6 protein-coding genes are annotated in these 6,560 nt (G+C 73.2%); 1 reads left to right on the forward strand and 5 read right to left on the reverse strand.

The genetic code is table 11. The features are described 5' to 3' along the window. Window positions 1-77: 77 nt before the first annotated feature. Window positions 78-563: a hypothetical protein gene (locus ACQF4J_RS48320; RefSeq protein ID WP_427169017.1), complete on the reverse strand. Its 486-nt coding sequence runs from the start codon at window positions 561-563 to the stop codon at window positions 78-80. 177 nt (window positions 564-740) lie between these two features. Between ACQF4J_RS48320 and ACQF4J_RS48325 the strand changes: the two genes are divergently transcribed. Then, window positions 741-974 (forward strand): DUF6059 family protein, encoded by a 234-nt coding sequence (locus tag ACQF4J_RS48325; protein ID WP_351581728.1) that lies wholly within the window; start codon window positions 741-743, stop codon window positions 972-974. A 69-nt stretch (window positions 975-1,043) separates the two neighbouring features. Here the strand turns inward: ACQF4J_RS48325 and ACQF4J_RS48330 are convergent, their stop codons facing one another. From ACQF4J_RS48330 to ACQF4J_RS48345, 4 genes are all read right to left on the reverse strand, one after another. Continuing rightward, complete coding sequence (locus ACQF4J_RS48330) at window positions 1,044-1,865, reverse strand: AfsR/SARP family transcriptional regulator (protein ID WP_351581726.1); 822 nt, start codon at window positions 1,863-1,865, stop codon at window positions 1,044-1,046. A gap of 1,574 nt (window positions 1,866-3,439) precedes the next feature. Next, window positions 3,440-4,267, reverse strand: coding sequence for an AfsR/SARP family transcriptional regulator (locus tag ACQF4J_RS48335; RefSeq protein WP_351581724.1), 828 nt, complete (start codon window positions 4,265-4,267; stop codon window positions 3,440-3,442). 338 nt (window positions 4,268-4,605) lie between these two features. Continuing rightward, entirely contained in the window at window positions 4,606-6,198 is a 1,593-nt protein-coding gene (locus ACQF4J_RS48340; protein ID WP_427169003.1) for an acyl-CoA carboxylase subunit beta, read from the reverse strand. A gap of 150 nt (window positions 6,199-6,348) precedes the next feature. Then, a partial coding sequence (locus tag ACQF4J_RS48345) for a hypothetical protein (RefSeq protein ID WP_427169004.1) occupies window positions 6,349-6,560 on the reverse strand: 212 nt, incomplete at its 5' end.

Raw genomic sequence — 6,560 nt, forward strand, 5'->3', positions numbered from 1 at the left:
CGGCCGGACCTGGAGCCGGCGTCCGTTTCACGATGATCCGCGACGCAGCCTCTACGCACCCCGGCCGGCGGCAGCGATCACCTGACCGGCGGCTCGGCCAGGAGCACGACCCGGTCGGCTTCAACGTCGAACCCGAGTACCGGATGGCCGTAGTCGCCCTCCGGATCCATCAGCACCGGCTTGCCCAGCCGTCGCCCGATCGCCCGGAGAAAGCCACAGAACACATCCAGCCGCTCCTGCCCCTGAAGCTCACGGAGATCCACATCGAAATCGATCTGCTCGGCCTCATGGAAACGGAAGATCGCCAGCACATCGTCTGCCGGCCACACCCGCAGCTCAGGGCAGTCAGCGTCAACCGGAAGGGAAAGCACCGCCTCGGCCCTGGGCATCGGCAGCACCGCCTCGCCTTCTGCGTACTGCCACTTCCAGCCGCTCTCACCGACGAGGTCGAGGACCGCCTGCCAGTCCTGAGCCGCGGCACCTGGCACACGCACATCCGGCAGCGACCCCATCAAGTCCGGGTCGAAGAAGTACGCCACGTCGGCCCACAGCAGCTCACACATCTCGCCATGGTGGCCGCCCTCCCACCCTGCCGCCGCCCGATTTTCCTTGGCGAACCGCACAAGGACACTCCCCCGGAGTCCGCCGGATTGGGGTTCGAGACCGTGTCAGGCGGTTCGCGAGCGCAGGGGCCGACGGTGACGGGCGGGGGGCGGCGTGCGCCGCCCGAAGGAGTGGTGATGGCGTTTCGTGGTGCCCGGCGCGTACGGCGGGCCGCCCGCGCCCTGGCGGGCTGCGTCTGGCAGTGCCTGGTGGCCGCCGGCGCCGTCCAGATGGCGGGCGAGGCGGCCCGGGCCGATGCCGCCCGGCTGCTGCACGCACCCCCGCCCGGCCATCCCGAGCGGCTGCGCCCGGATGTGCCCCTGACCGCGCTGGAACGCTCCCTGCTGAGGGATCTGGGCCTCGTGGACTGAACCCCGGCCCACCCGGCGGTGCGGCGGGGCGGCGGGGCGGCGGGGCGGCGGGGCGGCGGGGCGGCGGTGTCAGGCTGCGTAGAGGTCGAAGGTGGAGGTGCGCCGGGGGCAGGAGGTCACGTCCAGCTGGGGGTCGACGGCCAGCATCGCCTGGTGCAGCCGCTGCAGCTGCGGCGAGGGCTCCACGCCCAGCTCGTCGACCAGGCGGCGGCGCAGCCGGTGGTAGACGTCGAGCGCGGCGGCCTGCCGGCCGGAGCGGTACAGCGCGACCATGGCCTGCGAGTGCAGTCCCTCGTGCTCGGGGTGGCGGGCGGTCAGGTCCATCAGCTCGGCGGTGACCTCGGCGTGCCGGCCCAGGCGCAGGTCGGCGTCGATGCGGCGTTCCCGGGTGACCAGCCGGCTCTCCTCCAGCCGCATCGCCTCGATCTCCAGCACCGGGCCGACGCGTACGTCGACCAGGGCGGGCCCCTGCCACAGATCCAGCGCCTGGCGGTAGGTGCGGGCCGCCAGGGCGTCGTCGCCGTTCTCGAAGGCCTGCTGGCCCTCGGTGACGAGGCGTTCGTAGGCGTGGACGTCGACCGCGTCGGCGGGTATCTGCAGCAGGTAGCCGCCGTGCCGGGTGGCGAGCACGTCCTTGGCGGTGCCGGGGGCGCCGGGCCCCATGGCGGTACCGAGCCGGCGCCGCAGCTGCAGGATGTAGGTCTGCAGGGTGGTCAGGGCGCTCTGGGGCAGCTCGGTGCCCCAGATCTCCTCCATGAGCGTGGGCACGGGCATGACCCGGCTCGGGTAGAGGGCGAGCAGGGCCAGGATCTGGCGCGGCTTCCCGGCCGTCGGGACGATCGACATCCCGTTGACGTCGGCACTCAGTGGACCAAGAACACGAATCTTCATGGCTTCCTCCCCGTACCTCGACGGCTGTAGTCGGTTTTTGATCCGGTGTGCGAATCAGTGCCCGAGGTTCGTCGATATTGCGCCACGCGGGGACCGAACGTGCTTTCCCGCGACACATGGACGAGGCGCACCGTATCCCGCCGCAACCCGGCCCTCGGGAATTGTCGAGGAGTCATTGAGTGACCTTCTTGCAGTACGCCCCCGGCCGGGGCGGAGTCACCTATTCCTGATAGGGCGCCCAGGCTGCCGGCGGAAAAACGAAACCGCCGAGAACACCCGGCGGGAGAACGGACAGAACGCACCACGGGAACTCGAATGAGCCCAGAATTCCGCTGGAGCCGGGGTTCCTTTTCCGCCGTTCTTGTGCGGCGCCTGCCCTCCGGCGGCCGGAGAAATGACAGATTCCTCTTCTGCTTTTCCCGGCCGTAATCGGATCACCTGACGAAGCCGTTCATGACATGCGGTGTGCACACCGCCGCCCTCACCGGAGGCAGAGCGACGGCGCGGGCGCGGCCCGGGGTGCGCGACACCGGGCCGCGGGGGGCCGGGCGCCAGGGCACAGGGGGCTGGGCGCCAGGGCACAGGGGGCCGGAGAGGGCCGGCAGGGGGTCTGGGGGGCCTGAGCAGGGGGCGGGTGGGCCTCCTCGGCGCCGGTGGGGTTCGGTCACGGCTGTGTCCTCTTCGCCGGGGTGGCCGCCACCGGTGCCGGGCGCTTCCCCGTGCGGCGGCCGAGGGCCGGGCCGCGGCAGCGGCGGCGCCACGGGAGCCACCGGCGCTCAGGCGCGGGCCGCCGGGGAGGCGGGCGGGGCGAGAGGGCGGGGCGAGGGGCGGGGCGGGGCGGGAAGGCGCTGCGGGCCGCAGGCGGAGGCGGAAGGCCGTGCGGGCGGCGGCGGTCAGGCGCTGCTGCGTCGCGCTCCCGGCACGGCCGCCACGGCCGGGACGGCCGTCCGGGCGGAGCACGGGAGGTGCGGTGCTGGAGGCGAGGGACGGCGTAGCCCGCGGGCCGGCCGGAGCAGGCGGCGGACGGCGGGGCGGTGGATACCGGGCGCGGGGAGGCACGGCCGGTGCCCTCTGGTGCGGGATCCGTCGCTGTGCCCTGGCCGACGGCGGTCCGGTACCGAGGCGGCCGGCAGGCCAGGGCGCTGCGGTGTGCGCGAGGCGGGTGCGCCGGCACCTGGTTCTCCGTGTCCTGGGCCTCGGCGTTGAGGCGGCGGCCGTCGGGTGCGGCGGGCCGGATGGGGTGGTGTTCACCCGGCGATACGGGCGCTCGCACTTGCCCGCTCTGGCCGGTTCGGTGGCGGCGGCCGTCGGCTGCCGCTCGTCCCCCGGGTCGTCTTCGGGGCCCGGCGCAGGCATCGAAGCCTTCCGGGCGGGGCGGCCGGGGCGCTCGCCGGCAAGATCGCCCGGCTGCGGTGCCGTGAGGGGGCGGCTCTCCGCGTGCAGCAGGGGGTCGTGGCGCGGTGTTTCGGGTGTCCGTGGGGGTGCGTGCAGTGGTCGGCGTGCGGGGGCCGGTGGGGGGACCGCTCGGTGCGAGGCGGCCGGCCGGCCGTGCGGGGGGCGTGCGGAAGGCGAGTTCAGCCCATCCGGGCCATGGGCGGCCCGCTGATCTCCGCGTCGCGGGCCGGGACGGTCTCGGGGACGGCCATCAGGATGGAGCGCTGCAGCCGGCTGAGCGTCGCCGACGGCTCCAGGCCCAGCTCACGCACGAGCGTGGTGCGCAGCCGTTGGTAGACGTTGAGGGCGTCGCCGCGCCGCCCGGAGCGGTGCAGGGCCACCATGAACTGGCCGTGCAGGCTCTCGTGCATGCGGTGGCGGTTGACCAGGACGGTCAGCTCGGACAGCAGCTCGCGGTGGCGGCCGCGGCGCAGGTCGGCCTCGATGCGCTGGTCCAGGGCGCACAGCCGGGCCTCGTCCAGGCGCTTGATCTCCAGGCCGATCCGGCTGCCGGCGGTGACGTCGGCGAGCGCGGGGCCGGTCCACAGGGCCAGCGCCTCCCGCAGCCGGCGGGCCGCGCCGGAGAAGTCGTCGGCGTCCATGGCCCGGTAGCCCGCCCCGGCCTGTTTTTCGAACTCGCGGAAGTCGACCCGGCCGCCGCGGGTGTTCAGCCGGTAGCCGCCGGGCAGGGTGACCAGGATGTCCTTGGCGGTGACGCCCTGCTCCCCCGCCCTGGCCAGCGCCTCGCCGATGAGTTCGCGCAGCTGCAGCACATAGGTCTGCAGCGTGGTGCGGGCGCTGCGCGGCGGCTCGTCGTCCCACAGCTCCTCGATCAGGGAGGAGACCTGGACCACGCGGTCGGCGTGCAGGGCGAGCAGGGCCAGCACCTGCCGCGGCTTGGGGGCGGTCGGTGTGACAGAGATGCCGTGCTCGTGCAGCGACAGCGCGCCCAGAACTTCGATGTCCACTGTCTTCCCCCTTGGGTCCGGTGCCGGTTGCGGACGGGTCCACGTCGCGGGGACCGCCGCTTGGAAGCCTGGACGGTGCGCCACGGCTCCCGCTTGAGCACGAGTAAAAAACAGCACGGTCGGTTTGTCAATGCGGGGGGTGATACGCGCGCCGGGCTCGCACACCGGCGCCGGCCGGCTCGCTTCGCCTTCGCACACACTCCGGCGAGGCCTCGTCCGCCGCCCGGGGACGGGGACGCGCCGCTCCCTGGAGGGGGGCGCGGCGGGGGCGGCAAGCGGCTTCCGGGCCCGGCGCAGGGGCGCTTTGCGCTGCTCGCTGCCGGCCGCCGGCCGCCGGGTCACTGCGGGGGGTTGCCGTGCTTGCGGGAGGGCAGGTCGGCCTGTTTGGTGCGCAGCATCGCCAGGGAGCGGATGAGGATCTCGCGGGTGGCGGCGGGGTCGATGACGTCGTCGACCAGGCCGCGCTCGGCGGCGTAGTAGGGGTGCATCAGCTCGGACGTGTACTCCTTGACCATGCGGGCCCGCATCGCCTCGGGGTCGTCGGCCTCGGCGATCTGACGGCGGAAGATGACGCCTGCTGCGCCTTCGGCGCCCATCACGGCGATCTCGTTGGTGGGCCAGGCGTAGGTGAGGTCGGCGCCGGTGGACTGGCTGTCCATGACGATGTAGGCGCCGCCGTAGGCCTTGCGCAGGATCAGCGAGATCCGGGGCACGGTGGCGTTGCAGTAGGCATACAGCAACTTTGCGCCGTGGCGGATGATGCCGTCGTGTTCCTGGCCGACGCCGGGCAGGAACCCGGGGACGTCGACAAGGGTGACGAGGGGGATGCTGAAGGCGTCGCACATCTGCACAAACCGTGCGGCCTTCTCGGATGCCTCGATGTCCAGCACGCCCGCCAGGGACTGCGGCTGGTTGGCGACGACGGCGACGACGTGGCCGTCCAGACGGGCCAGCGCGCAGACGATGTTGCGCGCCCAGCGCTCGTGGACCTCCAGGTACTCGCCGTCGTCGACGATCTCCTCGATGACCTTGGCCATGTCGTAGGGGCGGCTGCCGTCCGCCGGGACCAGGTCGAGGAGCACCTGACAGCGGCGGGTGGGCGGATCGGCGCACGGGGCGCGGGGCGGGAACTCGCGGTTGTTCTGCGGCAGCAGGGACAGCAGGTAGCGGACCTCGGCGATGCAGGTCTCCTCGTCGTCGTAGGCGAAGTGGCACACGCCGGAGGTCTCCGCGTGGACGTCGGCGCCGCCCAGCCCGTTCTGGGTGATCTCCTCACCGGTGACCGCCTTGACGACGTCCGGGCCGGTGATGAACATCTGCGAGGTCTCGCGGACCATGAAGACGAAGTCGGTCAGGGCGGGGCTGTAGGCCGCGCCGCCCGCGCACGGGCCCAGCATCACGGAGATCTGCGGGATGACGCCGGAGGCCCGGGTGTTGCGCTGGAAGATGCCGCCGTAGCCGGCCAGCGCCGAGACGCCCTCCTGGATGCGGGCGCCGGCGCCGTCGTTGAGGGAGATGAGCGGGGCACCGGCCGCGATGGCCATGTCCATGATCTTGTGGATCTTCGTGGCGTGGGCCTCGCCCAGCGCGCCGCCGAAGATCCTAAAGTCGTGGGCGTAGACGAAGACGGTACGGCCCTCGACCGTGCCCCAGCCGGTGATGACACCGTCGGTGTGCGGCCTCTTGGCCTCCAGGCCGAAGCCGGTGGCGCGGTGCCGGCGCAGCTGCTCGACCTCCCTGAAGGAACCGGCGTCCAGCAGCAGCTCGATGCGCTCCCGGGCGGTCAGCTTGCCCTTGGCGTGCTGCGCCACGGTCGCCTTCCCGCCCGGTCCGGCCAGCGCCTGCGCACGGATCTCGTGCAGCTCCGCCACCCGCCCGCGCGCGCCCGAAGGCTCGCCGGCCACCTGGGGAATGTCGTTGAGGACTGTCACTGTGCCTGCCTCCCTCGTGAGCGCGGCCGCACCGAACCCCCGAACAAGAAACCGCTCATGCGGTTTGTAAGGGGGTGGGGTGGTGGCGCACGCATGGATCAGCCCTGGAAAAAGACGCGCCTGCCGGCGGGCGGCCGGGCGCCCGTGCCGCTACCGCCGGCCATACGGGGAACGCCACGTGCTGCCGGGGATCGCGGGGCGGCGCCACGACGGGGCGGCGGCAGGCTCCTCCCGCTCCTGCTCCTGCTCCCGCTCCTGCTGCCCGCGGGCCGCCGCCGTCCGCCCGGCCAGCACCGAGCACAACACCACGGCCACCGCGGCCAGTTCGTCATCATCGGCCCGCCCGCGCTCCACCCGCAGCG

Origin of the sequence: Streptomyces sp. C1-1 (assembly GCF_050214755.1) — a bacterium.
In the GTDB taxonomy this organism is placed as follows: domain Bacteria; phylum Actinomycetota; class Actinomycetes; order Streptomycetales; family Streptomycetaceae; genus Streptomyces.

Coding starts and splice junctions, on each gene's coding strand:
- ACQF4J_RS48320 (WP_427169017.1), bottom strand. CDS start 563: ATGTGTGAGCTGCTGTGGGCCGACGTGGCGTACTTCTTCGACCCGGAC.
- ACQF4J_RS48325 (WP_351581728.1), top strand. CDS start 741: ATGGCGTTTCGTGGTGCCCGGCGCGTACGGCGGGCCGCCCGCGCCCTG.
- ACQF4J_RS48330 (WP_351581726.1), bottom strand. CDS start 1,865: ATGAAGATTCGTGTTCTTGGTCCACTGAGTGCCGACGTCAACGGGATG.